This window comes from Pseudomonas sp. HN11 (assembly GCF_021390155.1).
GTDB lineage: Bacteria > Pseudomonadota > Gammaproteobacteria > Pseudomonadales > Pseudomonadaceae > Aquipseudomonas.
Genome location: NZ_CP089985.1, coordinates 915242 through 940971, shown reverse-complemented (window position 1 = coordinate 940971; position 25730 = coordinate 915242). Strand labels below are relative to the sequence as shown.

23 protein-coding genes are annotated in these 25730 nt (G+C 57.6%); 8 read left to right on the top strand and 15 right to left on the bottom strand.

The features are described 5' to 3' along the window. Window positions 1–244: 244 nt before the first annotated feature. Window positions 245–616 (top strand): hypothetical protein, encoded by a 372-nt coding sequence (locus LVW35_RS04220; protein WP_233893875.1) that lies wholly within the window; start codon window positions 245–247, stop codon window positions 614–616. 19 nt (window positions 617–635) lie between these two features. Here the strand turns inward: LVW35_RS04220 and LVW35_RS04215 are convergent, their stop codons facing one another. The 8 genes from LVW35_RS04215 to rplM all read right to left on the bottom strand — a co-directional run bounded on the left by LVW35_RS04215 (window position 636) and on the right by rplM (window position 6433). Beyond that, a complete protein-coding gene (locus LVW35_RS04215) occupies window positions 636–1385 on the bottom strand; it encodes a FadR/GntR family transcriptional regulator (RefSeq protein WP_233896392.1) in 750 nt (249 codons plus the stop codon). A gap of 158 nt (window positions 1386–1543) precedes the next feature. After that, the gene (locus LVW35_RS04210) at window positions 1544–1963 is read right to left on the bottom strand and encodes a ClpXP protease specificity-enhancing factor (protein ID WP_233893873.1); all 420 of its coding nucleotides are present in this window, start codon (window positions 1961–1963) and stop codon (window positions 1544–1546) included. A 17-nt stretch (window positions 1964–1980) separates the two neighbouring features. After that, on the bottom strand, window positions 1981–2598 hold the full coding sequence (locus LVW35_RS04205) for a glutathione S-transferase N-terminal domain-containing protein (RefSeq protein WP_010213164.1): 618 nt from the start codon (window positions 2596–2598) through the stop codon (window positions 1981–1983). Window positions 2599–2747: 149 nt separating this feature from the next. After that, window positions 2748–3527: a cytochrome c1 gene (locus tag LVW35_RS04200; protein WP_233893871.1), complete on the bottom strand. Its 780-nt coding sequence runs from the start codon at window positions 3525–3527 to the stop codon at window positions 2748–2750. Further along, a complete protein-coding gene (locus LVW35_RS04195; protein ID WP_003171746.1) occupies window positions 3527–4738 on the bottom strand; it encodes a cytochrome b in 1212 nt (403 codons plus the stop codon). The genes LVW35_RS04200 and LVW35_RS04195 overlap by 1 nt, the downstream gene beginning before the upstream one ends. Further along, a complete protein-coding gene (gene petA, locus LVW35_RS04190; RefSeq protein ID WP_034102161.1) occupies window positions 4738–5331 on the bottom strand; it encodes a ubiquinol-cytochrome c reductase iron-sulfur subunit in 594 nt (197 codons plus the stop codon). Before petA ends, LVW35_RS04195 begins: the two co-directional genes overlap by 1 nt. A 266-nt stretch (window positions 5332–5597) precedes the next feature. Then, window positions 5598–5990 carry a 30S ribosomal protein S9 gene (rpsI, locus tag LVW35_RS04185; protein WP_002555064.1) on the bottom strand — a complete coding sequence of 131 codons (393 nt, stop codon included), beginning with the start codon at window positions 5988–5990 and terminating at the stop codon, window positions 5598–5600. Window positions 5991–6004: 14 nt separating this feature from the next. Beyond that, on the bottom strand, window positions 6005–6433 hold the full coding sequence (gene rplM, locus LVW35_RS04180; RefSeq protein WP_003188508.1) for a 50S ribosomal protein L13: 429 nt from the start codon (window positions 6431–6433) through the stop codon (window positions 6005–6007). 248 nt (window positions 6434–6681) lie between these two features. Between rplM and LVW35_RS04175 the strand changes: the two genes are divergently transcribed. Further along, a complete protein-coding gene (locus LVW35_RS04175; protein WP_233893870.1) occupies window positions 6682–7722 on the top strand; it encodes an NADP(H)-dependent aldo-keto reductase in 1041 nt (346 codons plus the stop codon). Between the two features lie 123 nt (window positions 7723–7845). On the opposite strand, the gene LVW35_RS04170 is transcribed toward LVW35_RS04175, so the two are convergent. Then, window positions 7846–8982 (bottom strand): acyl-CoA dehydrogenase family protein, encoded by a 1137-nt coding sequence (locus LVW35_RS04170; RefSeq protein WP_233893869.1) that lies wholly within the window; start codon window positions 8980–8982, stop codon window positions 7846–7848. 220 nt (window positions 8983–9202) lie between these two features. Between LVW35_RS04170 and LVW35_RS04165 the strand changes: the two genes are divergently transcribed. Then, on the top strand, window positions 9203–10123 hold the full coding sequence (locus LVW35_RS04165; protein WP_177074854.1) for a GlxA family transcriptional regulator: 921 nt from the start codon (window positions 9203–9205) through the stop codon (window positions 10121–10123). A 140-nt stretch (window positions 10124–10263) separates the two neighbouring features. On the opposite strand, the gene zapE is transcribed toward LVW35_RS04165, so the two are convergent. From zapE to LVW35_RS04150, 3 genes are all read right to left on the bottom strand, one after another. Continuing rightward, on the bottom strand, window positions 10264–11358 hold the full coding sequence (zapE, locus tag LVW35_RS04160) for a cell division protein ZapE (RefSeq protein WP_233893868.1): 1095 nt from the start codon (window positions 11356–11358) through the stop codon (window positions 10264–10266). A gap of 79 nt (window positions 11359–11437) precedes the next feature. Further along, window positions 11438–12793 carry a tryptophan--tRNA ligase gene (locus LVW35_RS04155; RefSeq protein ID WP_233893867.1) on the bottom strand — a complete coding sequence of 452 codons (1356 nt, stop codon included), beginning with the start codon at window positions 12791–12793 and terminating at the stop codon, window positions 11438–11440. Between the two features lie 24 nt (window positions 12794–12817). Beyond that, a complete protein-coding gene (locus tag LVW35_RS04150) occupies window positions 12818–13447 on the bottom strand; it encodes an alpha/beta hydrolase (protein WP_233893866.1) in 630 nt (209 codons plus the stop codon). 147 nt (window positions 13448–13594) lie between these two features. Between LVW35_RS04150 and LVW35_RS04145 the strand changes: the two genes are divergently transcribed. Then, entirely contained in the window at window positions 13595–14032 is a 438-nt protein-coding gene (locus LVW35_RS04145; protein WP_032893585.1) for a YhcB family protein, read from the top strand. Window positions 14033–14138: 106 nt separating this feature from the next. On the opposite strand, the gene LVW35_RS04140 is transcribed toward LVW35_RS04145, so the two are convergent. From LVW35_RS04140 to LVW35_RS04130, 3 genes are all read right to left on the bottom strand, one after another. Beyond that, on the bottom strand, window positions 14139–15863 hold the full coding sequence (locus tag LVW35_RS04140; RefSeq protein ID WP_233893865.1) for an ABC transporter ATP-binding protein/permease: 1725 nt from the start codon (window positions 15861–15863) through the stop codon (window positions 14139–14141). 111 nt (window positions 15864–15974) lie between these two features. Continuing rightward, window positions 15975–16535 carry a response regulator transcription factor gene (locus tag LVW35_RS04135; RefSeq protein WP_233893863.1) on the bottom strand — a complete coding sequence of 187 codons (561 nt, stop codon included), beginning with the start codon at window positions 16533–16535 and terminating at the stop codon, window positions 15975–15977. After that, the gene (locus LVW35_RS04130; protein ID WP_233893861.1) at window positions 16528–17790 is read right to left on the bottom strand and encodes an ATP-binding protein; all 1263 of its coding nucleotides are present in this window, start codon (window positions 17788–17790) and stop codon (window positions 16528–16530) included. Before LVW35_RS04130 ends, LVW35_RS04135 begins: the two co-directional genes overlap by 8 nt. 247 nt (window positions 17791–18037) lie before the next feature. Here LVW35_RS04130 and LVW35_RS04125 point away from each other — a divergent pair, with 247 nt between their 5' ends. The 4 genes from LVW35_RS04125 (at window position 18038) to LVW35_RS04110 (ending at window position 25688) form a co-directional block, all read left to right on the top strand. Then, window positions 18038–18748, top strand: a complete 711-nt coding sequence (locus LVW35_RS04125; RefSeq protein ID WP_233893859.1) for an SIMPL domain-containing protein — start codon at window positions 18038–18040, stop codon at window positions 18746–18748. Between the two features lie 222 nt (window positions 18749–18970). Next, window positions 18971–22093: a hypothetical protein gene (locus LVW35_RS04120; RefSeq protein WP_233893858.1), complete on the top strand. Its 3123-nt coding sequence runs from the start codon at window positions 18971–18973 to the stop codon at window positions 22091–22093. A gap of 106 nt (window positions 22094–22199) precedes the next feature. Then, on the top strand, window positions 22200–23801 hold the full coding sequence (locus LVW35_RS04115) for an ABC transporter substrate-binding protein (RefSeq protein ID WP_233893857.1): 1602 nt from the start codon (window positions 22200–22202) through the stop codon (window positions 23799–23801). 258 nt (window positions 23802–24059) lie between these two features. Beyond that, window positions 24060–25688, top strand: coding sequence for an ABC transporter substrate-binding protein (locus tag LVW35_RS04110; protein ID WP_233893856.1), 1629 nt, complete (start codon window positions 24060–24062; stop codon window positions 25686–25688). Window positions 25689–25730: the final 42 nt, after the last annotated feature.

The following is a 25730-nucleotide window of genomic DNA, read 5'->3' as shown; positions in this document are numbered from 1 at the left end:
GTTGAACTGTAGGAGCCGGCTTGCCGGCCATGGCGATTTCACGAACGCTATCGCCGGCAAGCCGGCGCCTGCATTAGCGCGGTTTGCCCTTTACCTGCATTTTTGGGCATGGGACCGCTCATCGGGACTGTTATTTCTAACAGTATCCATCACAGTTGCTGCAGGCGCTAACTAGACTCTAGAGCCCGTTCAGGCTTGCGCCGAAGTGTGCAGTGGCGTCTCTCGTTAATTGAGGAGACTTACCATGGCAACAGAATATAACCCTCCCGTCCTTGAATCCCAGGCAAAAACCGCGGCGGGCGAAACAATCGTCGATGCTGCCAAAGACCTGAAAGTTTCAGTTCCAAGCGGTCAGCCAATCGCACCCACATACACCCTGTACGTACTCCTGACCAAAGCCGGCGAAATGCAACCTCTCTGGCAAAGCAGTGGTACCCAGACAGGCGACTTCAATTTCAACACCGGAGAGGAGTTCATCAAACCAGACCTGGGAGGGGTCATACCTAAAGAGCAACTCGCAACACTCAAAGGCAAGTCGGCAGAGATCAGCTACAGGATGGACACTGAATCAGGGGGCGAACTCAAATCCGGAACGCATAGGATATTCATCAAGTGAAGCGTTCAGGTGTAAGTATCTAGCCGCGTTGCGCTTCTGCCTCTTCATGGGCATGGCGCAGCCGCTCACGGCTGTTGGTCAGGTGCAAGCGCATCGCCGCCCGCGCCGCATCCGAATCCTGGCGGGCAATCGCCTCGTAGATCTCTTCGTGCTCACGACTCAGGCGCCCCATGTAGTGCTGCTGGTCATCATGGGCCAGGCGTGCCGAATTCAGGCGGGTGCGTGGAATGATGCTGGTGCCCAGGTGAGTCATGATGTCGGTGAAATAGCGGTTGCCGGTGGACAACGCAATTTCCAGGTGAAATGCAAAATCGGATGCCACCGCATCGCCAGCGTGAGCCGCGCTTTCATTCAAGGCATCAAGCGCCGCGCGCATGGCCGCCAGTTGTTCGTCGCTGCGGCGCAATGCGGCCAGGCCAGCGGATTCCACTTCCAGGCTGATCCGCAACTCCAGAATCGCCAGCACATCACGCAACGTCACCACGGTGGCCGGGTCGATACGAAAGCCACTCGGGCTTGGCGTATCCAGCACAAAGGTGCCGATACCATGCCGGGTTTCCACCTGCCCCGCCGCCTGCAAGCGCGAGATCGCCTCACGCACCACCGTGCGGCTGACGCCATGGGCCTCCATGATCGCCGACTCGGTGGGCAACTTGTCGCCCCGCTTGAGTTGGCCGTCGCGGATCTGCTCGGACAACACCGTGACCAATTCCTGGGCAAGGCTGCGGCGCTTGCGGGGAAGACGAGGGGCGGTGGCGGCGTTATCCATGATGATCCATTTTTCTCGGCGAACTTGAGCACGCATCATAGCCCATGGTGGTTGTACGATCACCGTCTGGCCGCGACTTTCATCCATATCCTGCGCGCAAAAAAATACCCCGACACAGGTCGAGGCATTTTTGAGGCTCACCCTAAGGTAAAAGCCGGTTATTTCACCACTTTCAGACTCGGCCGGCCGCTAGGACGCGGTGGCTCTGAATCGGGTGGCGGCAGGTCATCGCCGTCTTCGCTTCCGATCGTTTCGTCATCCTCGAAAGGCGACTCCAGATCAAACACCATGCCCTGGCCATTCTCCCGGGCATAGATGCCGAGGATGGCGCCAATCGGCACGTACAGCGTATGCGGCACACCACCGAAACGCCCTTCGAAGCTGACGGCTTCATTGTCCATGTGCAGGTGGCGCACGGCACTGGGCGATACATTCAGCACAATCTGTCCGTCACTGGCAAAACCCTGCGGCACCTGAACCGCAGCAAATTCAGAATTGACCAGCATGTGCGGGGTGCAATCGTTGTCCACAATCCACTCATAGAGCGCGCGGACCAGGTAGGGTCGACTGGAGTTCATCAGCGGCTCCTTAAGCCTTAGCGCATATCGCGTTCGACACCAGACAGACTCGCCTGGAAAGCCTCACGCGCAAACTGGCGCTCCATGTAATCAAGCAGCGGCTTGGCAGGCCGCGGCAGTTCAATACCGAGAATCGGCAAACGCCAGAGTATCGGTAATAGGCAGCAATCCACCAAGCTTTGTTCCTCACTGAGGAAAAAAGGTTTATCGGCGAACAATGGCGAAACGCCGGTCAGGCTTTCGCGCAACTCCTTACGCGCCTGCACTCGTGCCGCCTCTTTGCTGCGTGTATCCAGTATCACATCCACCAGCCCGCACCAGTCACGCTGGATCCGATGGATCAGCAGGCGGCTGTTGGCACGCGCCACCGGGTACACCGGCAGCAAAGGTGGATGCGGGTAACGCTCATCCAGGTATTCCATCACCACGGTCGACTCCCACAACGCCAGGTCACGATCGACCAGGGTGGGCAAGCTGCCGTAAGGGTTCACTTCGATCAGCTTCGGCGGCTGACGACCCGCCTCCACACTGATGATCTCGGCGCTGACACCCTTCTCTGCGAGCACGATGCGCACTCGGTGGGAATAGTGGTCGGCGGGGTCGGAGTAACAGGCCAACCGGTTGGTCACGCCCATGGCGGTCCTCCTCGCTTGTTGAAATTATCGAAAGCTCAAAAACGAGCGCGCCCAGAAAGCATCTCTGTAACGCCTGGTACAACCAGACCGCTACGTGTTCAGAGATGCCGCTGGGCGCGCAAGATTAACAGCAATTGCTTACGGTTGGATCAATGCACATCCTTCCAGTATTCGCGTTTGAGCAGATAGGCGAATACGAAGAAGAAGGCCAGGTACAGCAACACATAGGTACCGATGCGCTGATGCTGCAGTTTGACCGGGTTGGCCGAGTAGGCCAGGAAGGTCACGAGGTTCTTGACCGTCTGGTCGAACTGCTCCTCGGTCTGCGCACCTGGGGTTTCTATCTTCAGTTGATCGCACGCTTCATGAGTCAAAGGTGTGCCCGTCAACGGATCGTATTGCTTCTTGCCGTCTTCGACGACCTGGATCTGCTTGCATCCTACCACTTGCTTGCCTTGCAGGCCGACCAGAACGTTAGGCATGCCGACGTTCGGGAACACACGGTTGTTCACGCCATACGGACGTGCCGGGTCTTCGTAGAAGGATTTCAGGTAACCGTAGAGCCAGTCGGTGCCGCGTACACGAGCGACCAGGGTCAAGTCAGGCGGGGCTGCGCCGAACCAGGTCTTGGCGTCCGCAGGCTTCATACCGATGGTCATGTGGTCGCCGATCTTGGCGCCGGTGAACACCAGCTTCTCCAGCATCGTTTCATGCGGGATACCAAGGTCATCGGCCACCCGCTCGTAACGCTGGAACTTGGCGCTGTGGCAGCCCATGCAGTAGTTGGCGAACGTGCGTGCGCCGTCTTGCATGGCGGCCTTGTCAGACACGTCGATATCGACTTTTTCCAATTCCGGGCCGCCGTGTTCGGCAGCGAAGGACAGTAGCGGCAGGGCCGCAAGCATCAAAGCAGCGAATAATTTTTTCATCAGCCAGTCACCCTTTCCGGAACCGGTTTGGTCTTCTCGAGCCGGGTGTAGAACGGCATCAGAATGAAGTAGGCGAAGTACAGGAAGGTGCAGACCTGCGACAGCAGCGTGCGCTCAGGGGTTGGCGCCAACACGCCCAGTACACCCAGGATCACAAAGGCAATGCAGAACACCCACAGCCAGATCTTGCTCAACCAGCCCTTGTAGCGCATGGACTTGACCGGGCTTCGGTCGAGCCAAGGCAACACAAACAGCACCGCAATGGCCGCGCCCATGGCGATCACGCCCATGAGCTTGTCGGGAATCGCTCGCAAGATCGCGTAGAACGGCGTGAAATACCAGACCGGGGCAATGTGCTCAGGTGTCTTGAAGGCATTGGCCTGTTCGAAGTTAGGCTTCTCCAGGAAATAACCGCCCATCTCCGGGAAAAAGAACACGATCGAGCAGAACACGAACAGGAAGACCACCACGCCGACGATGTCTTTTACGGTGTAGTAAGGGTGGAATGGAATACCATCCAGCGGGATGCCGTTTTCGTCCTTGTGCTTCTTGATGTCCACGCCATCCGGGTTATTGGAACCCACTTCGTGCAGCGCCAGGATGTGCAGTACCACCAGGCCCAGGATCACGATCGGCAAGGCCACCACGTGCAAGGCGAAGAAGCGGTTCAGGGTGATACCGGAGATCAGGTAGTCACCACGGATCCATTGGGTCAGGTCGTTGCCGATCACGGGAATCGCACCGAACAGCGAGATGATCACCTGGGCGCCCCAGTACGACATCTGGCCCCACGGCAGCAGGTAGCCCATGAACGCTTCGGCCATCAGCGCCAGGTAGATCAGCATACCGAACACCCACACCAGCTCGCGAGGCTTCTGGTACGACCCATAGAGCAGGCCACGGAACATGTGCAGGTAGACGACGATAAAGAATGCAGACGCGCCGGTGGAGTGCAGCAGGCGCAGGATCGAGCCGTACTCGACGTCACGCATGATGTACTCGACGGAGGCGAACGCCTCTTCCGCCGACGGGGTGTAGCTCATGGTCAGCCACACGCCCGTAACGATCTGGTTGACCAGCACCAGCAGTGCCAGGGAGCCGAAGAAGTAGAAGAAGTTGAAGTTTTTTGGCGCGTAATATTTGCTGAGATGGTCTTCCCACATTTTAGTGGCGGGGAAGCGCGCATCCACCCAATCCATGAACTTGCTCATCACGCGTTCTCCTTATCGAGGCCAATGACAATGAGGTCGTCAGTTTCGTAAGTGTGCGGAGGAACCGGCAGGTTCAAGGGAGCAGGCTGGGACTTGTAGACGCGGCCGGCGAGGTCGTAGTGGGAGCCGTGGCAGGGGCAGAAATAGCCGCCAACCCAGTCCTTGCCCAGATCGACAGGGGCCACTTCCGGGCGGAAGGTAGGCGAGCAACCCAAATGGGTACAGAGACCGACCAGCAGCAGGATCTCTGGCTTGATCGAACGCACTTCATTCTTGGCGTAGGCGGGTTGATCGGAATTCTCGGATTTGGGGTCAGACAACTGGCCTTCGATCTTTTTGAGATTCCCCAGGATTTCCTCGGTACGACGAACAATGAAGACCGGCTGGCCGCGCCATTCAGCAATCATCTGCTGCCCTGGTTCGATCTTGCTGATATTCACCTTCACCGGTGCACCTGCGGCTTTCGCCTTGGCACTGGGAAACCATGACCCCACGAACGGGACCGCAGCCCCCACCGCTCCTGCAGCACCCACCACGGATGTGGCTGCTACCAAGAAGCGACGCCGGCCTGCATTCACGCCGTCATTGCTCATTCAGTCCTCTCCCATCAGCTTTTTGGCCTGTTAAATCAGGCGTCTACTAAGTGTTGAAACTTTACTTATAAAAATTTTGACGGATGGTAATGAAAAGCCCCACGTATGACAAGGGAATTGCCCGGGCCTCCGCCCCCAGGCCTTGTAGTATAGGGGGTCTACGGATGTGGCAAGTTGTCACGCACAAATTTATGCATAAATCACAGGCAATAAAAAACGCCCAGCTCCGTGAGGAGGCTGGGCGTTTTTGTGGAACGTAAAGCGAATTAACGCTTCGAGTACTGCGGACGCTTACGCGCTTTACGCAGACCGACTTTCTTACGTTCAACTTCACGGGCATCGCGAGTCACGAAGCCAGCTTTGCGCAGAGCGCCACGCAGGGTTTCGTCGTACTGCATCAGAGCGCGAGTGATACCGTGGCGGATTGCGCCAGCTTGACCACTTACACCGCCACCGATAACGGTGACGTAGATGTCGAACTTTTCAACGGTCTCGGTCAGTTCCAGCGGCTGACGAACTACCATGCGGGCAGTTTCGCGGCCGAAGAAGTTGTCCAGGGAGCGGTTGTTGATCGAGATGTTACCAGTGCCCGGACGCAGGAAAACGCGTGCGGTTGCGGTTTTGCGACGGCCAGTGCCGTAATTTTGAGTCGCCGACATAATGAACTATTCCGTTAAAACTTCAGTTCTTGGGGCTGCTGAGCAGCATGAGGGTGTACAGCGCCCGCATAGACTTTCAGCTTGCGAAACATATCGCGACCCAGTGGGCCCTTAGGCAGCATGCCTTTGACCGCGATTTCGATCGGGGCTTCAGGCTTCTTGGCAATCAGGCCTTCGAAGTTGGAAGACTTGATACCGCCTGGGAAACCGGAGTGACGGTAGTACATTTTGTCGCTTGCTTTGTTGCCGGTTACACGAACCTGCTCGGCGTTGATGATGACAATGTAGTCACCGGTGTCAACGTGAGGGGTGTACTCAGGCTTGTGCTTGCCACGCAGACGGCTGGCGACTTCAGTGGCCAGACGACCCAGGGTCTGACCAGCGGCGTCGACGACAAACCAGTCGCGCTGAACTGTTTCCGGTTTTGCAGTAAAAGTTGTCATTCTTTAATAGCCTCAGGGGCCGCCCTGTAAATTAGACGGCGGATCTTACTGAATAGTGCGTACTTTGACAAGTCAAAGGCAGCCGGATACAGACGCTATCGGGGGCTCGGGTCGGCGCGTCCGTTCAACGGCAAGATTCTTCGGCAGGCGGCGCATCACTTCCACTGCAGAAAGAGGTGGGCAATTATGCAGATTGCGAAAAAAAATTCAACCTGCTTTTATGATTGTTTTCCCTGAAGGAGTACCCGATGGATTATCGACAGCTGGGCCGTACGGATCTGAACGTGAGCGCGATAGCCTTGGGCACCATGACCTGGGGCGAACAGAACAGCGAGGCAGAGGCCTTCGCGCAGATCGAGCGGGCCAAGGCCGAGGGCATCAACTTTCTTGATACAGCCGAAATGTACCCGGTGCCGCCCAAGGCCGACACCTATGCCGCCACCGAGCGCTACATCGGCAATTACTTCAAAAGCCGTGGCGACCGTGCCGACTGGATCCTGGCCAGCAAGATCGCCGGCCCGGGCAACACCATCGACTACATCCGTGATTGTCACCTGCGCCACAACCGCAAGCACATCGTCGAAGCCCTGGATGCCAGCCTCAAACGCCTGCAGACCGACTGGATCGACCTCTACCAGTTGCACTGGCCGGAACGCAGCACCAACTTCTTCGGCCAACTGAGCTACAAGCACAAGGACGAAGACGACCTCACCCCATTGGAAGAAACCCTCGAAGCCTTGGATGAGCAAGTGAAGGCCGGCAAGATCCGTCACATCGGCCTGTCCAACGAAACGCCGTGGGGCACCATGAAATTCCTGGCCCTGGCCGAAGCCCGCGGCTGGTCCCGTGCGGTGTCGATCCAGAATCCCTACAACCTGCTCAACCGCAGCTTTGAAGTGGGCCTGGCGGAAGTCGCCATCCGTGAGCAATGCGGTTTGCTGGCGTATTCGCCACTGGCGTTCGGCATGCTCAGCGGCAAATATGAAAACGGGGCGCGTCCGGCCAAGGCGCGATTGACCGAGTACAGCCGCTTCAGCCGTTACTTCAACCCACAATCGCAAGCGGCATGCAGCCGTTATGTGGCGCTGGCGCGGGACCACGGCCTGGACCCGGCGCAGATGGCGTTGGCGTTTGTGACGCAACAGCCGTTTGTGACCAGCAATATTATTGGAGCGACGAGCCTGGAGCAGCTGGACAGCAACATTGCCAGTGCCGAGCTGAAATTGTCGAAAGAGGTGTTGGACGGGATTGAGGCGATTCAGAAGGATCATCCGAACCCAGCGCCTTGATTGATCTTCAAGCCGCTTTCGCAAGCAAGCCCGCTCCCACAGTTGACCGAGTTCCAGCATGAGAATGCGGTCGAATGTGGGAGCGGGCTTGCTCGCGAAAGCGGCCATCAGCAGCACCGCAGATTACAGCGCCCTAGCAATAATCTCTTTCATGATCTCGTTGGTCCCCGCATAAATCCGCTGCACCCGCGCATCCGCCCAGGCCCGCGCAATCGGGTACTCCCACATGAAGCCATAGCCGCCGTGCAACTGCACGCACTCATCGAGCACCTTGCATTGCAGGTCCGTGGCCCAGTACTTGGCCATCGCTGCCGTGGGCACGTCCAGCTTGCCTTCCAGGTGCAGCGCCATGCATTTGTCGACGAATACGCGGCCGATCTGAATCTCGGTGGCCATCTCCGCCAGCTTGAACCGGGTATTCTGGAAGTCGGCGATCGCCTTGCCAAAGGCCTTGCGCTCGCGGGTGTATTCCAGGGTCCACGCCAGCGCCGCCTCGGCGGATGACAGCGCGCCAATCGCAACCGTCAGTCGCTCCTGAGGCAGCTCCTGCATCAAGTACGCGAAGCCCATGCCGGCCTGGCCCAGCAGGTTTTCCTTGGGCACCCGCACATCCTGGAAGAACAGCTCCGACGTGTCCTGGGCCTTCATGCCGACCTTCTCCAGGCGCTTGCCCTTGTCGAAGCCTGGCGTATCGGCTTCCACCAGGAACAGGCTGGTACCCTTGGCGCCGGCCTTGGGATCGGTCTTGGCCACTACAATCACCAACTCGGCGAGGTAGCCGTTGGTGATAAAGGTCTTGGAGCCATTGATCACGTAGTCATCGCCGTCCAGCACGGCCGTGGTTTTCACCCCTTGCAGGTCGGAACCGGCGCCCGGCTCGGTCATCGCAATGGCCGTGACCATCTCGCCGGAGATCAATTTGGGCAGATATTTGTGCTTCAGCGCCTCACTGCCGTAATGCAGGATGTACGGTGCAACAATGTCCGAGTGCAGGGAAAAACCGATGCCGGTCAGGCCCAGCCGGCTGATCTCTTCGATCACCACCGCGCTGTAAAGGAAGTCGGCGCCCAGCCCGCCATATTCCTCCGGCAAGTGCGAACACAGCATCCCCGCCTCCCCCGCCTTGCTCCATAAGCTGCGGTCGATGTAACCCTGTTTCTCCCATTGCCCATGGAACGGCGCGGCGTCTTTTTCGAGGAAGGTGCGCACGCTCTCGCGGAAGAGTTCGTGTTCCGGGCTGAACAAGGTTCTGGGAATCATGGGGCACCTGCGTGGATTGTCGGACAAAGACCAAGCCACAGAGACTATGCCGTGAAGGCCATACGGGACACTGGACACATGCGACAAAAAATAAGACGATCCAGCCGTCTGGTGACCACTTTCCCCTATAAGAATAAATGAAATTATGCCTAACCAAATCTCCACGCCTTTGCGGCGCGTCAGCATTTTGGCCATTGATCGGGTATTCGCTTCAACCCTCATGCAAGCCAAGGATTTCTTCCACCTCGCCAGCCTGCGTTACGGCAAGCAACTCGGCCAGGGCCTGACCCCGGCGTTTGAAACGCGCCTGGTCAGCCCTGACGGGCAATCGGTGCGCAGTTTCAGTGATGTGATCATGCCGGTGGACGGAGGACTGGAAGACGCCGACATCATCGTGCTACCGGCCTTCTGGGATGACTTCGACGCCCTGTGCACACGCTACCCTCAAGTGCTGCCATGGTTGCGTGAACAACACGCACGCGGCGCGGTATTGTGCGGCGAAGCCACTGGGGTGTTCTGGCTGGCCGAAGCTGGCCTGCTCGATGGGAAGGAAGCGACCACCTATTGGCGCTTCTTCAATGCCTTCAGCGAACGCTTCCCCAAGGTACAACTCAACCAGGACAAGCACCTCACCGACGCCGACAATCTGTACTGCGCCGGCGGCACCACCTCGGCGTGCGACCTCTATATCTACCTGATCGAACGCTTCTGCGGCGCCAATATTGCCCAGGCTGTGGCTCGCGACATTCTCTACGAAGTGCAGCGCAGCTATTCACCGGGACGCATTGGGTTTGGCGGGCAGAAGCTGCACCAGGACGTGATCATCCTGCAGATCCAGCACTGGCTGGAGGAGCACTTCGCCGACAAGTTCCGCTTCGAAGATGTGGCCCGGGAACACGGGATGAGCATCCGCAATTTCATGCGCCGCTTCCAGACAGCCACTGGTGACAAGCCACTGCATTATCTACAACGGCTGCGTATCGAGACGGCCAAGGGACTGCTGTCGGGCAGCCGCAAGAGCATCAAGACCATCAGCTATGAGGTGGGGTATGACGATGCGAGTTTCTTTGCGCGGTTGTTCAGGCAGCACACGGAATTATCGCCGAATCAGTATCGGCAACAGTTCCAGCAGGCTGCATAACCCCGGTTGAACGCAGTAAAAATGTGGGAGCGGGCCTGCTCGCGAAAGCGGTGGATCAGTCAATACATTCAGTGACTGACATTCCGCATTCGCCAGCAAGCCCGCTCCCACAGTTGATCTCCATTGTTCTGGAGATTTGCTTACGGCTTGTGCCCACGCGACAGGAATTCGTGGGACTGCATTTCCAGCAAGCGGCTCAGCGTGCGCTGGAATTCGAAGTTCAGGCGACCGCCGGTATACAGATCCTTCAACTCAACTTCCGCCGAGATGATCAGCTTCACGTTCCGGTCGTAAAACTCGTCGACCATGTTGATGAAACGGCGCGCGATGTCGTCGGTGGTGACGCTCATCTGCTCAACCCCACTCAAGATCACCGCGTGAAAGATCTTGCCCAGCTCGATGTAGTCGTTCTGGCTACGCGGGCCATCGCACAGCTGGCGGAATTCGAACCAGGCCACGTCATCACAGGTGCGCAGCGCGATGATTTCGCGGTTCTCGATCATCAACTTGTCGTTTTCCACCGCCTGGGTGCATTCCGGCGTGAGGGCGCGGAAACTCTTTTTCAGGCTTTCGTGGGCCGCTTCGTTCAGCGGGAAGTGGAACAGCTCCGCTTGCTCCAGGTGACGCAGGCGATAGTCGACGCCGCTGTCGACGTTGACGATTTCGGTGTTCTGTTTGATCAGCGCGATGGCCGGCAGGAAGCGCGCACGCTGCAGGCCGTCCTTGTACAAACCGTCGGGCACGATGTTCGAGGTAGCGACCAGGGTCACGCCGTTCTTGAACAGCTCTTCCATCAGGGTGCCGAGGATCATGGCGTCGGTGATGTCGGAGACGAAGAACTCATCGAAGCAGATCACCCGGGCTTCTTCGGAGAACCGCTTGGCGATGATGGTCAGCGGGTTTTTCTCGCCCGGCAGCGTCTTCATCTCTTCGTGCACGCGCTTCATGAAGCGGTGGAAGTGCGTCCGGACCTTTTCCTTGAACGGCAGCGCCTCGAAGAAAGTGTCGACCAGGTAAGTCTTGCCTCGGCCGACGCCGCCCCAGAAGTACAGGCCCTTGACCGGCGTGTGGTCTTTCTTGCCAAACAGCTTGCTGAACATCCCGGGCTTGTTCTGCGACGCCGCGACGAGGTCGTCGTACAGGCGCTGCAAATGACGCACCGCATTTTCCTGGGCCGCGTCATGGAAGAATTCAGGGCGTTTCAGATCAGCTTGATATCGTTCTAGGGGCGTCATAATTTCGTTAGCAAGGCAACAAAAACGGGCCGTCACTGTAACGACGGCCCTGGATAATGGCAATCAACCCTTGGTCGGGTTAATCCTCGAGGGGGGTCAACGCAACGCGCAAGGCTTCGATGGCGGCATCGCGGGAAGCGGCGTCAGCGAACTCGGCGCTGTCGGCCACTGCGGCACCGTCCAGCCATACGCTGAAGCCCAGGGCCTCGGTGCGCAGGTCCAGCGCGTCGCCGCTTTGCAGTTGCTTGGTCACTGCGCCCGCTGCTTTGCCATCGGCAAAGTTGCGCGACAACAGCAGTTGTTCACCATCGGCCGCCAGCAGGCGGAAGCGGAAGCTACCGTCGTCTTCGCGAAAGCTCACGAAGCGCGCGGCTTTAGCAGCTTTCTTCTTGGTCGCAACTGGCGCTGCAGCCTGATTGACGAACGAACGCAGGCCCACCGCCTCACGCAGCTCGGCCAGGAAGGGTGCCGCCACGGCACGGGCTTTGTTGGCGCCGACCAGCAGCAGGTCTTCCATGTCCGACGGGCGCGACATCAGTTGATGGTAACGCTCGCGGGCTTCGCCCAGCTGGCCGTCCAGCAGTTGGAACAGACGATTCTTAGCCTCGCCCCAGCCCAGACCTTGCAGCAGTTCGGCGCGGAACTCTTCTTCCTGGGCCTTGCTGGCAAACGCCTGATACAGGGTGAACAGGTGCGAATTGTCCGGGTCCTTGGCTTCGCCAGGGGCGCGGGAGTCGGTGACGATCCGCGAGATTGCGTCCTTCATGTCCTTGGCGCTGGTGAACAACGGGATGGTGTTGTCGTAGCTTTTGGACATCTTGCGGCCATCCAGGCCCGGCAAGGTGGCGACGCTTTCTTCAATCAATGCCTCGGGCATGGTGAAGAATTCTTTACCGTTGCCGAACAGGTGGTTGAAGCGCTGGCCGATATCACGAGCCATTTCCACGTGTTGGATCTGGTCGCGACCGACCGGCACCTTGTGCGCGTTGAACATCAGGATGTCCGCCGCCATCAGCACCGGGTAGCTGTACAGGCCCATGCTGATGCCCGCATCCGGGTCTTCGCCGGCTTCCACGTTTTTGTCCACCGACGCCTTGTAGGCGTGGGCGCGGTTGAGCAGGCCCTTGGCGGCAACGCAGGTCAGCAGCCAGGTCAGCTCGGGGATTTCCGGGATGTCGGACTGGCGGTAGAAGGTCACCCGGTTCACATCCAGGCCACCGGCCAGCCAGGTTGCGGCGATTTCCATGCGCGAGCGCTGGATGCGCTGCGGGTCATCGCACTTGATCAGGGCGTGGTAGTCGGCCAGGAAGTAGAAGGAGTCGGCATTGGCATCCTGGCTGGCGAGGATCGCCGGGCGGATCGCACCGGCGTAGTTGCCCAGGTGCGGCGTGCCGGTGGTGGTGATGCCGGTGAGGATACGGGTACGAGTCGTCATGGGTAATCGCTTATCAGACTGCTATCAATTCGAGAGACGCGGCAGCACCAGATCCTTCAGATCGGTGAGCTTGCCGTGAAAAAAGTGTCCGCATTCTGCCACTTTCAGCAGCTCATGGGGGCGATTCAAGGCGGCGGACCAGTCGTAGACGAGTTGCGGGTCGACCACTTCGTCGGTTTCAGGCTGGATCACAGTCAGTGGGCAGTCTTGGGGCAACAGGTCGTTATCGCTCAGGCGCATCACCGCAGCGGCAACCATGAACAGATGAGACAGTTCTTCGCCCTTGGCTTCCAGACGGCCGCCGAGGCTGGCAGCGACATAGCCACCGAAGGAAAAACCGAGCAAGGTGATCGGCAGGTCCGGGTGTTTGTCCCGCAGCCAGGTGGCGGCCGCTTCGGCGTCATCCACTTCACCGGTGCTCATATCGTGCGTGCCGGCACTCGCGCCGACACCACGATAATTGAAACGTAAAGTAATCAAACCAGCATCGCGGGCGGTGCGTTGCAGGGTCGATACCACTTTATTGAGCATGGTCCCGCCCTGCACCGGGTTGGGGTGGCAGATCAGCGCCAGGCCACGTGGCTCGGGGTGATCCAGGTACAGGGCTTCCAATTGGCCTACCGGGCCATCGATCAAAACGGGGGTTTCACGCATGAGCAAGAGATGAACTCCGTGACCTCACAAAGGGTCGACTCGTCTAGCTAAAAGTCTGTGCATGGCATCATTGCGAGCTTAATCGCGGTATACAGCGCAGGTTTGAGCCGTTAACGTAAAGCAAAGCCGTTTATAGAGGAAGGACTCGTGGAACACTCGCTCTTAGTTTGGTTGTTGCCGACTCTTGCCCTGGTTGCCGGTGTCGCCATTGGTTTCCTGGTTGCTCGCTTGCTGCCGAATGCCGCGCCTAACCGCACGCAGCGTCAGCTGGATGACATTCAGGAACGTTTTGACAGTTATCAGAACGAGGTTGTTACCCACTTCAACAGCACCGCGACCCTGGTCAAGAAGCTCACCCAGAGCTACCAGGAAGTACAGGATCACCTCGCCGATGGCGCCAACCGCCTGGCCCTCGACGACATCACCCGCCAGCGCCTGCTGGCCGCGTTGCATTCCGATGCACCGCAACCCCCACGGGAACGCCTGACCCCGCCACGGGAAAACCAGGAGCCACCACGGGACTACGCGCCAAAGACGCCGAACGCCCCAGGCATGCTGGATGAGCATTACGGTTTGAAGAAGTAACTTAATCTTCAAACACTAAAAAGCCCGGCTGATCGATGATCAGCCGGGCTTTTTGTTGAGTGCTCATTCTTCAGAACACTCTAGATCCACTGTGGGAGGTGCGACCTTAAGCCAGTTGTTGTTCCTGCAACAGCCCACCCTCGATCCGCACATGCCGCCCATGGAAGCGCTTGAGGCTACTGCGATGGCCGACGCTGACAATGCTCAACCCCGGCAGCTCATCGATCAACGCCTGATACAGCGTCGCCTCGTCCTCTTCATCCATGGCGGACGTGGCTTCGTCCATGTACAGCCATTGCGGCGCAAACAGCAACGCGCGAGCAAAGGCCAGGCGTTGCTGCTCGCCCGGCGAGAGCATGCGTTGCCAGTGGTTGGCTTCTTCCAGCCGGCCAACCAGATGCGGCAGGCGGCAGGTTTCCAGGACCTGTGCATAACGTTCTGCCGGGTAGGTGCTGTCGCCCTGTGGATAACTCAACACCGCCTTCAGCGTGCCAATCGGCAGGTAAGGTTTTTGCGGCAGGAATAGATAACGTTCGGCCGGCAGGCGGATACTACCGTGCCCAGCAGGCCAGAGCTGCCCCATCGCACGCAGCAAGGTACTTTTGCCGCTGCCGGAACGGCCGCTGAGCATGACACGTTGGCCCGGCTCAACGACCATATCGGCGTCGGCCAGCAGGTGGCGCCCCTCAGCCAGGTCCATGCCCAACCCTTGCACCACCAGGCGTCCGCCCTCGACACTTACATCGATAGCCGCTGGGCGTTGCTCGTTGTCACGCATCGCCTGCTGAAAGCTCAGTAGACGATCACTGGTCGCGCGCCAGCCCGCCAGGTCCGAGTACGCGCTGATAAACCAGCTGAAGTTACCCTGCACGTTGCCGAACGCCGAGTTGATTTGCATCAGTTCACCCAGCTCGATCTTGCCGGAGAAATAGCGCGGCGCGGCCACGATAAACGCAAACACGGTGGCAATCTGTTCGTAGCCGGCGGTGAAGAACGTCAGGCGTTTGGACACCTTCATGATCTCCCAGTAGTTGTGCCAGACCTTCCCGAACCGCGCGCTTAACCGCTGATTCTCATTGGGCTCGCCGTTGTACAGGGCGATACTCTCGGCATTCTCCCGTACCCGCACCATAGAGAAACGCAGGTCCGCTTCGAAACGTTGTTGTTGGTTGCTCAAGCCGATCAGACGGCGACCGATCAGATGGGTCAACCAGCTGCCGACGGCCGCGTAAACCAGGGCGCACCAGAACATGTAGCCCGGGACAGTGATACCGAATACTTCGATGCTGCCCGACACGCCCCACAGGATGATCGAGAACGACACCAGGCTCACCACATTGCGCAGCAGGCCAAGGCCAAGGCTCAAGGTATTCGAGGTAAAGCTGTTGAGGTCTTCGGAAATCCGCTGGTCCGGGTTATCGGTGTAGCCGCCCTGCTCCAGTTGGTAGTAATTCTTGTGGCCAAGCCACCGTGCGAAATACTTTTCGGTCAGCCACGCCCGCCAGCGAATCGTCAGCATCTGGGTCAAATAGAGACGGTACACCGCGCCGAGAATCGCCACGATGGCGATGCCGCAGAAATAGCCGATCTGTTGCCAGAAGGCGGCGGTGTCCTTGTTCTCCAGAGCGTTGTAAAAGTCCTTGTACCAATGGTTGAGCCACACGGAAATCGCCACGCTGAACAGCGTCAAGCCGATTACCACTGCCAGCAACAACCAGGCCCTGCTCTTCTCTTCACTGCGCCAATAGGGTGTGATCATCGCCCAGGTGCGGCGAAAGAATTGCCCACGCACCGCATCGTTGACCGCGGAATACTCAGCGTTCTGATTCATCGTTCAGGCTCGGTAGGGAAAAGGTGACAGGCGTTCGAACCGATCATAGTTGATCGGTTCGGGGCTCCGTGCGGCCTGAAGCAGATTGTTCAGCTGTTGTTCAGATCAGGCTCAGCGACGCACCGGACGCTTCTGCAACTTGCGCTGCAAGGTACGACGGTGCATGCCCAGGGCGCGGGCGGTGGCGGAGATGTTGCCTTCGTGCTCGGTCAGCACACGCTGGATGTGCTCCCACTGCAGGCGGTCCACCGACATCGGGTTTTCCGGCACCAGGGTGTCGAGGTCGGCATGTTCGGAGAGCAAGGCGGCCAGTACGTCATCGGCGTCCGCCGGCTTGCACAGGTAGTTGCAGGCGCCGCGCTTGATCGCCTCGACGGCCGTGGCGATGCTGGAATAACCGGTGAGGATCACCACGCGCATTTCAGGGTCGAGTTCCAGCAGCTTGGGCAACAGCACCAGGCCTGAGTCACCGTCCATCTTCAGGTCGAGCGCGGCGTAGTCCGGCAGGTCGGCGTGGGCGATGGTCAGGCCTTCTTCGGCCGATCCTGCGGTGCTGACACGGAAACCGCGGCGGCTCATGGCGCGCGCCATCACGCGGGTAAAGGTGGCGTCATCATCTACCAGCAACAGGTGCGGCAGTTCTTCGCCTTCGACTTGGATCTCGTCACTCATCGATATCTCCTCGTGCGACACGGGGCAGGCGCAGCTCGGTGAGCGTGCCACCTTCCTCATGACTATAGAGCTTCACTGAGCCGCCCGCGCGGGTCACGCTGGCCTTGCTCAAAAACAGGCCCAAGCCGAAGCCTTTGCCCTTGGTGGTAAAGAAGGGTTTGCCGATCTGTTCGGCAATGGCCAGGGGCACGCCCGCGCCGTGGTCACGAATGCTGATGGTCACGTCTTCCGCATCCCAGTCCAGCTGTACGCCCAGGCCTTCGGGGCAGGCGTCGGCGGCGTTGTTCAGCAGGTTGAGCAGCGCCTGGGTCAGGTCCGGCGGCGGCGCCATGCGCGGCACGCTGCCCTGTCCCAGCAGGTGGAACCGGTAACTGGCTTCAGGGCGCATCAGATGCCAGCGGTTCAGCGCGTCGTCGAGCCACTGGGTCACGTCCTGCATTTCCACTGCGAGGCGGCGATTGGCTTCGGCGGCGCGCACCAGTTGCTGCAAGGTCTGCTTGCACTGCTTGACCTGTTCACGCAGCACGCCGAGATCTTCTTGCAGCGCCGGATCGTGATGGTCCTGGGTCATTTCGTTGAGCAGCACGCTCATGGTGGCCAAGGGTGTGCCCAGTTCATGGGCGGCGCCAGCGGCCTGAGTAGCAACCGCCAGCAACTGCTGGTCGCGCAGGCCTTCTTCCCGGCGAATGGCGCGCAGTTCTTCCTGGCGGCGCAGTTCTTCAGCCATGCGGGCGGCGAAGAAAGTGATCACCGCTGCGGACAGTGCAAAACTCAGCCACATTCCGTAGATCTGCAGATTCTCTCGTGCGATCGGGAAGGTTTGCAGCGGGTAGAACTGCGCCAGAAGCAGGGTGTAAAGGGTCAAGGCGATGCCCGACAGCACTACCGAGTAGCGCCACGGCAAGGTCACGGCGGCGATGGTCAATGGCACCAGGTAATACGACACAAACGGATTGGTGGAACCGCCGGAGAAATAAAGCAACACACTGTGGATAAACAGGTCGCAGGCCAACTGCAGGGCGTATTCCAACTCGGTCACCGGCCAAGTGGTGCGCAAGCGGACCGCCGTAAACGCACAGAGTACGGTGGAGAAACCGAGGGTCACGCCCAGTTGCAGCCAGGGCAGCGGCAGCAGGTCGAACCAATAGGCGAGCCCGACGGAGCCGGCCTGTGCGGCCAATACCAGGGTACGGATGAACGTCAGGCGCCAGAGGTTCTGGCGAGTGGCGGAAGTCAGTTTTACGGCGGCGAGCATGTGCTCTCCCGGTGAGCGCTGCAGGCGGATCGGCAGGAGTATAAACGAAGCAGCGCCTTGGGCATTGGTATGTGGCTCTTTGACGCACCGGGCGCCGCAGCTGCAAGCCGCAAGTTGAAAGCTGCAAGATCGCCCCGCTTTCGCTTGCAGCTTGCAGCTTGAAACTTTTTTTTCTAATTCCTAAACCCGAAGAACCCGACGCCACCGTCTACAGTCATACCGAACACGACTATCCCAAGGAGTTTCCATGTCTCGTTTCACTCGCAGTGCCGCCGTCATCACCCTCAGCGTCGGAACCCTGGTCAGCCTTCCAACCCTGGCCGCCGATGAGCTGCATTACAACCAGATTTCACTGCGTGCCGAGGTCAGCCAGGAGGTGGCTCGCGACAAGATGATCGTGACCCTGTACACCGAGTCCCAGAACAGCGACCCGGCCAAGCTCGCCGCTGAAATCACCACCACCATGAACAAGGCCCTGGGCCAGGCCCGAGAAGTCAACGGCGTGACCCTGCGCCAAGGCAGCCGCAACAGCTACCCGATCTACGACAACAAGAACCAGAAGATCACCGGCTGGCGTGAACGCGCCGAACTGCGCCTGGAAAGCGCGGACTTCCCCGCACTGTCCAAGCTCACCGGAGAATTGCTTAACACCTTGAAGATGGACAGCATGGACTTCGCCATCGCCGACACCACGCGCAAGGCCAGCGAAGATGCGTTGCTCAAGGACGCCGTCGCGGCCTTCAAGGCACGCGCCCAACTGGCCACAGATGCCCTGGGTGGCAAGGGCTACAAGATCGTCAACCTGAACTTCAATACCAACGGTTACCCACAACCCTATGCGCGCGGCGGGATGATGATGAAAGCCGCAGCAATGGACTCGGCACCGACGCCAGACGTTGAGGCCGGCACCAGCCAGGTCAACATGAGCGCCGATGGCTTAATTGAAGTCCAGCATTAACCATTAATAGAACTCAATGGTGCAGCATTAACCAACTGCGCCATTGCTTGAACGTTGTTTCGCGCCCCAACTTCTGTCGTTTGCGCAACGCCCTCTCCACAACCGAAATAAATAGAAACCATATAAGCCACACCATTCCTACTTTAACTCGGAACGTTTCCTACGCAAACAACCACACACTTTCAAACCCCATCAAGACCACTCTCACTGGGAAAACCGAAAGTGACAAATATAAATAATTTCAATATTGTTCGCTATACGCCACCAGCCCCTGGAACGACTAAAGAAGAACAAACGCAGGCACAAGAACGAAAGTCCCCCACACAACTGACTAACTACGAAGCCTATAAAACGGACAACACTGCCTCTGCTACTGACAAACAGTCCGATACTTTCAAGACAACCATCTATGGATCAAATACTGTTAAACCGTTCGGAGGCAGCGAAACGCTTAATGAACGCAAAACTAGCATTGATAACTATGCCTCTCGTCTAAGAACGCAGATCGGAAATATCGAAAACGGCACTGAAGGCGAGCGAAATGTTAAGTTTCAGAACGTGCGCCTTTTCATGGAGCCCGCCGGTTACTTCAGCGCGGGTTTATTAGCGGCAGGGACCAACCCGCATGAAAAATTCACCGTTACGTTCAACTCTTACGTCGGCAAGGGGGTCGCAGAAAACAAGTCCAGTAGCGAGACCCGTACCTACTCCGCCTGGGAAATCGCAGCGGGCATGCTTGACCATGACAAACCAGCACGAGGCGGTGTTCTCAACTTCCATAGCATGGTAATTAAACCAAAAGATAGCAGTAAGATTAAAGATCTGCAATCGCTGGGCAAGCAACTTCAAAAACATTGGGAGCACGATATAGCCACGCCAATGCGTGGTAGCGCTGCGCTCAATAGCGTTCATGATATTACCAAGTTTGCCGGATTCGTAGATCTATTCATCCCCGAAGCGAAAATATCGACAAAAATACCTGAGCGCTCGGGAAAAGCAGACGCCTATGTAGCAAAGGGCGCTATGCAGAGCCTTCGTAACGATAAGGAAGCTTTTGAAAAATTAAGCCCAGCGGGACAAGAAGCGGTTAGCCGAACGTTGGATAAGAATGGGCAAGTGATTATTCCCAATATCTACGGTTACCCCCTGAGTGGGTACGCATTCATTCCCTATACGCCCTATGACGGCGATGCCAAAAACAGGCCCAACCAGGGAATCATGATTGATTTGAAGAGCGGAACTGCCCGCGAGATAAAGAACGATGACGACTTCGCGAAGTGGGCCAAAAACAATCGCAACGAGCTGATAACTCGATTCAACGCCCGCGATCTGCAAGGCGGCAAGGATGCACATTGGCCATCGGCCGCGTATGTACTCGACAGTCTAATCCAAGATAACCGTTCCCACTTCCCCGGGCGCAATACACTGCTATCCGATAAGTCCGTACCCGTTCGTGAATTGTTTAATTATACCGAATCGCGAGGCGATGATTATCAACTGAAGTTTGGCGATCTGAACAAAGGTATTGCTAAACACTATCAGGACGTGAATGCCAAGAATGCAGTATGGGCCGATCAAACCCAGGTTTTTGGCAGCGTGGAGAGAGATTGGAAGGCCGGAAAAGAACTATGGGGCAATACCTTTGGCTACGTCCCCCTCCTTGGCAACGCGGGCAATATTGTTTTTGGCCAGCATGACGCCGAGCATGGCATGACGGCCAACGATCGCGTGGGAGGGGTGGCGGGCGCCGTGATATCAGGCCTGCTGCTGGCGCACGAAGTCATTCCGGCTGGGGTAGAGGCAGGTCTGGGTGAGCCGGCCTTGAATTTCAACGCCTCCAATACCGGAAACTACAATTGGCGATACAACGCGCAGTCCAGCGAATTGGAGTTCGCGCGAGCTCCAACGTCGACAAGCAACGCTGATGTGCCTTCAATCGCACCCAAACAGCCACTGCAAGGGACATCCACGTCAAAGGCTACGACCTTTCCGGGAATGCGAGAAATAGAGCTCAACGGAAAGACATACTTCGTGGCAGAGACCCCTGATGCTAAAGACGGGGTACATTACGTGTTACGCGTGCCGCACCCCAATGATCCCACTCAATTAGTCAATAGCGGAATTATTGCCCGCCCTGATGACGCCGGGATATGGACTCGACGGGGTGCCGATCCAACTGTCCCCGCCACAGGTGAAAAACCCGCAATTGAAAGCCCCTCCGCACTTCCTCCGGTCAACCGACTACGTCCAAGTCAGGCCGGCAATATCAGTGAACATGCAATACCGAACGGCGATCAGCTTATTGGAAATACCACGCCCAACGCGCAGGGGATTTACCAGATAAAGGATGGGACCACAGGCCAAGACCGGTGGTTGATCCGGTATACCGACAATACCGGCTCCAGCAAAGTGTACGAGATCAGAAGCGATTTTAAACTCAGTAACAATTACGTTCAGATCATTAACCCCACCACGCGAAAGCCTGTGCTGACGGTTGAGGGTGCGGGTGATGGGAAGTGGAACGCTGTCAGCGCAGAGGGTGGAGTCAAGTGGCCATGGCAACGCCCGGCTTCACCGACCCCCAGTGATGATCTGAAGGCCCCTGCCACCTTTGCCGCTGAGTTCCGAGAACTTGACGGCAAACCAATGGCCGGTGCCGAAAAGCTGGACGAAGTCTTGAATGTCAAAGAGGGAACCCACTACGAATTCTTCACGAGGAACATCGCGCAACCAGACGGGAGCATTAAAAAACAACTTAACGTGTCCTGGACCGTCGACGAAACGGAGTTTGCCCCCACACCAGGCGAGAAAGCAGAACCTACGGAATACAGCTCGAGCCAGTACTCATCCAGCTTTGTCAAAGATATCCATCGCAACCCTTACAGCGTCACCACGACAGAAAACGGTGTTTCAGTGACCAAGGTGATAGATCTCAGAAAACTGCCAGGGGAGGAAGGAAAGCGACTAGGACTGGAAATGTTCGAGGCGGCAATTCCCGATGCCGACATGAGAGCCCGTATTTCCGAGGTGGCCCACCAAGGCGCAACCGTCGACGCTTACGCAGATTTGCTTAACGGAGGCAAAGTGAAAGATGGCTACTTCTACGGTGCTGAGAATACCGAGTTTAAAATTGATTACAATCCGTCTGATAATTCGGCCAAGGTCCACGTCATTTCAACAGGCGTCCTCACTTACCCGGAAAAAGGCGAGGCCCCTATTCCAGGTGTGCAGGTAACAATCAAAAGGACATTCACGATAAGGGAAGGTAACGAGTTGGACAGTCTATATGAGATCGACAAGAACGCGCCCTCCACGGTCGAGGTTGGCGCCACAGTCGATTCATAAAACCGGCGAATCGCCCCTTACCTGATGCGCCAAAACGGCGGTAACCTCGGTGACCGCCGTTTTTTGTTTGGGCAACGTTTGTATGCCTGCCACTTCAGGGGTCTCCATGGAAAGAATCGCCTTAAAACCGCTCCTCCTCACCGCAGGCCTGCTGGCGTTTACGCCGCTGGCCCAAGCCGCGAGCACCCTCGTCTACTGCTCCGAAGCCAGCCCCGCCGGTTTCGACCCCAGCCAGTACACCAGCGGCACCGATTTTGATGCGTCCGCCGAAACCGTGTTCAACCGCCTGACCCAGTTCAAGCGCGGCGGCACCGAAGTCGAACCTGGCCTGGCGACGAGCTGGGATGTTTCCAAAGACGGCCTGACGTATACCTTCCACCTGCGCGATGGCGTCAAATTCCACACCACCGATTTCTTCACCCCTGCCCGCGATTTCAACGCGGATGATGTGCTGTTTACCTTCAACCGCCTGCTGGATGCCGACAGTCCATTTCGCAAGGCTTATCCCTCCGAGTCGCCGTACTTCACCGACATGGGCTTGAACACCACGATCAAGCGCGTCGACAAACTCGACGACCACACGGTGCGCTTCAATCTGAATAACGTCGATGCGTCGTTCGTGCAGAACCTGGCCATGAGTTTCGCCTCGGTGCAATCCGCCGAATATGCCGCGCAACTGCTCAAGCAAGGCAAGGCCGAAGACATCAACCAGAAACCGGTGGGCACCGGCCCGTTCGTGTTCAAGCGCTATCAGAAGGACTCCCAGATTCGCTACGTGGCCAATAAACAGTATTGGAAACCTGAGGATGTGAAGCTCGACAACCTGGTGTTCGCCATCACCCCGGATGCCGCGTCGCGCCTGCAAAAGCTCAAGGCCGGCGAATGCCAGGTCAGCGGTTACCCGCGCCCTTCGGACATTGAGGTGATGAAGCAGGACCCGAATTTGCGGGTGCTGCAGCAAGCCGGTTTCAACCTGGGCTTTCTGGCCTACAACGTGACGCACCCACCGCTGGATCAGCTCAAGGTACGCCAGGCCCTGGATATGGCCATCGATAAGCCAGCGATTATCAAGGCCGTTTACCAGAGTGCCGGACAATTGGCGCAGAACGCGCTGCCTCCGGCGCAGTGGTCTTATGACCCGACCATCAAGGACGCGCCCTACGACCCAACCAAGGCCAAGGCGCTACTAAAGGAAGCAGGGGTTGCACCAGGCAGCACCATCAATCTATGGGCAATGACCGTGCAACGCGCGTCCAACCCGAACGCGCGGATGTCGGCACAAATGATCCAACAGGATTGGGAAAAAATCGGGATCAAAGCCAATATCGTCAGCTATGAGTGGGGCGAGTACATCAAACGCGCCAAAAACGGCGAGCATGACGCAATGATTTACGGCTGGACCGGCGACAACGGTGACCCCGATAACTGGCTGGGTGTGCTCTACAGTTGTGCCGCCGTCAAGGGCAGCAACTACGCTAAATGGTGTAACCCGGACTATGACAAGCTTGTGCAACAAGCCAAGGTCAGCAACGACCGTGAGCAGCGCATCAAGTGGTATCAAAAGGCGCAAAAAATCCTTAAGGAACAAGTGCCTATAACACCCATTGCGAACTCGACGGTTTTCCAGCCGCTGCGCAAGGAAGTCAAGGGCTTCAAGATCAGTCCCTTCGGGCTGACGCCCTTCTACGGCGTGAGTCTGGATAAGTAACAGCAACGCCCCAACCGAGTGCGCCAGACGCCTCGGTTGGTCTTTTTTGGTGCGCGTCCTGCACCGAAAAAAACCTCAAAATATGCGCAAATATGTACAAACTTTCATAATTGCGACATTCCTGTACGTTCGTACCACTGTTTCACCCCCGTGACGGTTCAGCATCTTGCAATGGGTATGGCGCCTGCATAAGTATCCGCAGGCCGACTCACGAGGTCGCCCTCACCACCAAAAATGACAACAAATCATGAGGCCAACATGCTTAAACACGCAGTCATTCCGTTAATTGTTAGCGCTGGCCTTATGGCCGCAGCCCCTTTCGCCCACGCGGCGACTAACCTGGTGTTCTGCTCCGAAGGGAGCCCGGCCGGTTTTGACCCAGCCCAGTACACCACCGGAACAGACTTCGATGCCTCGGCCGAAACCATGTTCAACCGCCTGGCCCAGTTCGAACGCGGCGGCACCGCTGTGGTTCCTGGGTTGGCCACCAGCTGGGATGTCTCCCCGGATGGCTTGACCTACACCTTTCACCTGCGTGATGGCGTCAAGTTCCACACCACCTCGTACTTCAAGCCGACCCGTACCTTCAATGCCGATGACGTGCTGTTCACGTTCAACCGCATGATCAACAAGGACGATCCGTTCCGTAAAGCCGCCCCCACCGAGTTCCCGTACTTCACGGACATGGGGATGGACACCAACATCAAGAACATCGAAAAAATCGATGATCACACTGTCAAGTTCACCCTTGGCACCGTGGACGCTGCCTTCATCCAGAACATGGCCATGAGCTTCGCGTCGATCCAGTCGGCGGAATACGCCGCCCAGCTGTTGAAAGAAGGCAAGGCCACGGATATCAACCAGAAGCCGATCGGCACCGGCCCGTTCGTGTTCAAGAGCTACCAGAAAGACTCGAACATCCGTTACACCGGTAACAAAGACTACTGGAAACCAGAAGACGTCAAGATCGACAACCTGATCTTCGCCATCACCACCGACCCATCGGTGCGTATCCAGAAGCTCAAGAAAAACGAATGCCAGATCACCTTGTTCCCACGTCCGGCCGACCTGAAGGCCCTGAGCGAAGACAAGGACCTGAAAATGCCGAACCAGGCTGGTTTCAACCTGGGCTACATCGCTTACAACGTCATGGACAAGGTCAAGGGCAGCGACCAGCCAAACCCGCTGGCTGACCTGCGCGTTCGCCAGGCGCTGGACATGTCGGTGAACAAGCAGCAGATCATCGACTCCGTCTACCAGGGCGCCGGCCAACTGGCCGTCAACGCCATGCCTCCGACCCAATGGTCGTATGACACCACCATCAAGGACACCCGGTACGACCCTGAGAAAGCCAAGTCGCTGCTCAAGGAAGCGGGCGTCAAGGAAGGTACCGAAATCGTTCTGTGGGCCATGCCGGTTCAGCGTCCGTACAACCCGAACGCCAAGCTCATGGCTGAAATGCTGCAGAACGACTGGAAGAAGATCGGTCTGAACGTGAGGATCACCAGCTACGAGTGGGGCGAGTACATCAAGCGCTCCAAAGGTGGCGAGAACCAGGCCATGATCATTGGTTGGAGCGGTGACAATGGTGACCCGGACAACTGGCTGAACGTGCTGTTCGGCTGCGACTCGCTGTCTGGCAACAACTTCTCCAAATGGTGTGACAAGAAATTCGACGGCGTCGTGAAAGAAGCCAAGGCTACATCGGATGTCGCCAAACGCACCGAGCTGTACAAGCAGGCGCAACATATCCTCAAAGATGCAGTCCCGATGACACCTATCGCGCACTCGACGGTGTATCAACCCATGCGCAACACCGTGCAGGACTTCAAGATCAGCCCGTTTGGCTTGAACTCCTTCTACGGCGTGGGCGTCAGCGGCAAGTAAGGATCACTGACGGCGACGCTTCCTAGCGTCGCCGTTATTGCA

Coding starts and splice junctions, on each gene's coding strand:
- LVW35_RS04220 (WP_233893875.1), top strand. CDS start 245: ATGGCAACAGAATATAACCCTCCCGTCCTTGAATCCCAGGCAAAAACC.
- LVW35_RS04215 (WP_233896392.1), bottom strand. CDS start 1,385: ATGGATAACGCCGCCACCGCCCCTCGTCTTCCCCGCAAGCGCCGCAGC.
- LVW35_RS04210 (WP_233893873.1), bottom strand. CDS start 1,963: ATGAACTCCAGTCGACCCTACCTGGTCCGCGCGCTCTATGAGTGGATT.
- LVW35_RS04205 (WP_010213164.1), bottom strand. CDS start 2,598: ATGGGCGTGACCAACCGGTTGGCCTGTTACTCCGACCCCGCCGACCAC.
- LVW35_RS04200 (WP_233893871.1), bottom strand. CDS start 3,527: ATGAAAAAATTATTCGCTGCTTTGATGCTTGCGGCCCTGCCGCTACTG.
- LVW35_RS04195 (WP_003171746.1), bottom strand. CDS start 4,738: ATGAGCAAGTTCATGGATTGGGTGGATGCGCGCTTCCCCGCCACTAAA.
- petA (WP_034102161.1), bottom strand. CDS start 5,331: ATGAGCAATGACGGCGTGAATGCAGGCCGGCGTCGCTTCTTGGTAGCA.
- rpsI (WP_002555064.1), bottom strand. CDS start 5,990: ATGTCGGCGACTCAAAATTACGGCACTGGCCGTCGCAAAACCGCAACC.
- rplM (WP_003188508.1), bottom strand. CDS start 6,433: ATGACAACTTTTACTGCAAAACCGGAAACAGTTCAGCGCGACTGGTTT.
- LVW35_RS04175 (WP_233893870.1), top strand. CDS start 6,682: ATGGATTATCGACAGCTGGGCCGTACGGATCTGAACGTGAGCGCGATA.
- LVW35_RS04170 (WP_233893869.1), bottom strand. CDS start 8,982: ATGATTCCCAGAACCTTGTTCAGCCCGGAACACGAACTCTTCCGCGAG.
- LVW35_RS04165 (WP_177074854.1), top strand. CDS start 9,203: ATGCAAGCCAAGGATTTCTTCCACCTCGCCAGCCTGCGTTACGGCAAG.
- zapE (WP_233893868.1), bottom strand. CDS start 11,358: ATGACGCCCCTAGAACGATATCAAGCTGATCTGAAACGCCCTGAATTC.
- LVW35_RS04155 (WP_233893867.1), bottom strand. CDS start 12,793: ATGACGACTCGTACCCGTATCCTCACCGGCATCACCACCACCGGCACG.
- LVW35_RS04150 (WP_233893866.1), bottom strand. CDS start 13,447: ATGCGTGAAACCCCCGTTTTGATCGATGGCCCGGTAGGCCAATTGGAA.
- LVW35_RS04140 (WP_233893865.1), bottom strand. CDS start 15,863: ATGAATCAGAACGCTGAGTATTCCGCGGTCAACGATGCGGTGCGTGGG.
- LVW35_RS04135 (WP_233893863.1), bottom strand. CDS start 16,535: ATGAGTGACGAGATCCAAGTCGAAGGCGAAGAACTGCCGCACCTGTTG.
- LVW35_RS04130 (WP_233893861.1), bottom strand. CDS start 17,790: ATGCTCGCCGCCGTAAAACTGACTTCCGCCACTCGCCAGAACCTCTGG.
- LVW35_RS04125 (WP_233893859.1), top strand. CDS start 18,038: ATGTCTCGTTTCACTCGCAGTGCCGCCGTCATCACCCTCAGCGTCGGA.
- LVW35_RS04115 (WP_233893857.1), top strand. CDS start 22,200: ATGGAAAGAATCGCCTTAAAACCGCTCCTCCTCACCGCAGGCCTGCTG.
- LVW35_RS04110 (WP_233893856.1), top strand. CDS start 24,060: ATGCTTAAACACGCAGTCATTCCGTTAATTGTTAGCGCTGGCCTTATG.